At 41.5% G+C, this 2,308-nt stretch carries 1 protein-coding gene; it reads right to left on the bottom strand.

All coding sequences use genetic code 11. The annotated features are described in order from the left end of the window. Positions 1-284 precede the first annotated feature (284 nt). Positions 285-1,874, bottom strand: a complete 1,590-nt coding sequence (locus tag BM299_RS18690; RefSeq protein ID WP_092488044.1) for an IS1182 family transposase — start codon at positions 1,872-1,874, stop codon at positions 285-287. Positions 1,875-2,308: the final 434 nt, after the last annotated feature.

Genomic DNA, 2,308 nt, shown 5'->3' with positions numbered 1-2,308 from the left:
AGCTTCGAGGGGGCGAGCTTTATTTTCCTGCTTATGTGTCCATTTGTGCGGGTTTTTCGTGACCATTTATGAGGATTTTATCATGTCCATTAACAATAATTTTTAAAAATAAGTACCCCATATTAGGAACCTGGTCAAAAAGTCCTTTTTGAGGAAACCTAAGCCCACCACATTTACAATAAGTGGGATTATTTTAGGGATTTAATCCAGTTACAGGCTAATTTTACTGGCATTAATACCCCATATCACCCTAATATTTCCTTATTTCTTAAAAAAGGGCGCACTTACCCTATTACCGGTTGAACAGCCTTTTCTTTGGCATATTTTGCTATAAGGCGGGGAATGGTTATTATATTTTTAACAGCACCATGGATGGCGAATTTGAACTTGGCCCAAGCTATACCAACCAAACGTGTTTGGCGTGCCCCATGCCGGGTTAAGTGGGCGATTGTTCTTTCAACATTGGCCCGCACCGAATACTCTGCTTTGAATTCCGGTGTTTTTTGCTGAACTCGGGCGGCTTGTAATAATGCTTCTTGTTCATGAATACGAATTGTTCGCCCGGACTTGGATTTTGTACATTTATCCTTTAACGGGCATGCATCACATGTCTCCTTTGGAAATTTAACAATTCCTTTGGCAGCCCGCTTAACTTGTTTTTTCGTTTCGCGTTTCGGCACTATGGAAATGGTTTGGCCGGCCGGGCAGGTGATTGATCCCATATTTAAATCAATATCAAATTCTTCTTTGGAGAAGAGATCTTTTTTGTTACTGGCGGGAGGAACTTTGGCTATCAAGTTGATTTCTTTGTCCAGCATGGCTTGTCGGGTTTCCGCGCCGCCGTATGCGGTATCACCCAGTAATTTTTCAGGGTATTGCCCAAGGTTTTCTTTTCTTTGTTCCAAAAGTTCTTCCAATGCGGATTCGTCAGAGGTGTTGGCCGGTGTAACTGTGGTGGAGGTAACCAGTTCACAGTCCCGGCCCCCCGTCATAACATGCCCTTTGTAGCCGTCTGTTTTGTAACTGGTAGTTTTGCGTCCGTGGCGCATTTCGGGGTCTTTGACAGAGATAATTCTGTCTTTGGCAACCCCCTGCCTGATTTTAATTTGTCCGTCGGTTTCTTCAATATCTTGCTCTGCTACCAATTGCAGCAGGTTGACGGCATCTTTTAATTCTTCGGAAACCGTAGCGCCCAGAATGAATTCTTTTACTTTACGGGCATCGTTAACCAGGGTGGCTAGCAATTTTTGTTTGGCTGCAGGGTTGTCCCAATCGATTTTGGGTTTGCCCTTTTTTCCGTACTCTTGATGTTCAATAATTGATTCCAATGTATTGCGTAGTCCTTCACTTTCCGAAAGGCGCAGTACACGGGCCATGGCGGTGCGGATTAATGTGTAGGTATCTTTTTTGGAGGTTGCGCCATGGATCATAAAAGAGTCAACCAGGTCTTTGTCTGCATCGTCAAACAGGCCCGCTGCGGTTGCTGTTTGCAAGGTCATTTTGAGTAATTTACGAGCGGTATCATCGTTTAAAAACATTTTGCGGTAGTTTGATAATGAGGCATGGGTTATTCGGCACTGGGGGGTACGACTTAGTTTTAAGGCGAATTTAACCCGGTCATCAAATTGAGCGGCTTCATCCATCTCGCGGTCTGAGTAACCTTTTTCCAGCTGTATTATGATAGCTGTCAACATGCGGGTTGGACTTAGCGAAGGGCGACCTTTCCCTGTGCTGTAAAAATGGGCGAATTGTTCATCGCTAAGGTTTTCTTCTACCCATTGTCTGACTCGGTAGTAGAATGATTTCTTGGAGATTCGTTCTTGCCAGTTATCAATATCAGCAAAGGTTAATTCTATTTCTTTACTTCCGAGCATTTGATTCCACCGCCAAGATTTAGTATTTAATCATATTATATCATAAAATGGTATATTATTGAGACTTATGTGATATTTTACTGCACTTTTTAACCAGGTTCCTAGATTGAGGTGCCTAATATGAAGAAAATTAAATTTACTACTTTTATTTTTTTGCTCATAGTTTCTTTTTTTTGGATGAATATATCGCCAACTATAAAGCCCATAGATATAGTTGAACCTACTTATAAAGATTGTAAATATGTAATTGATATCGAATTAAACAATATGAATAATTTACCATTAATCAATAATCATTATTTTCATAATATCTATCTTTATGTTGATGGGTATGTGTTGCTGCCACCCTATAACGTCCAGCAATAGACGCTGTTAATTGTCCATAAATTGACGGATTTAGCGACCAAGCCCTCGGGGGGCCAGGGAGAATCACG

The sequence above is a fragment of the Desulfoscipio geothermicus DSM 3669 genome, assembly GCF_900115975.1.
Lineage (GTDB): Bacteria > Bacillota > Desulfotomaculia > Desulfotomaculales > Desulfallaceae > Desulfoscipio > Desulfoscipio geothermicus.
This window is presented reverse-complemented; position numbering and strand designations above follow the sequence as displayed.

What these genes read in the sequence shown, in the direction of transcription:
- BM299_RS18690 (WP_092488044.1), bottom strand. Translation starts at nt 1,874, where the DNA reads ATGCTCGGAAGTAAAGAAATAGAATTAACCTTTGCTGATATTGATAAC.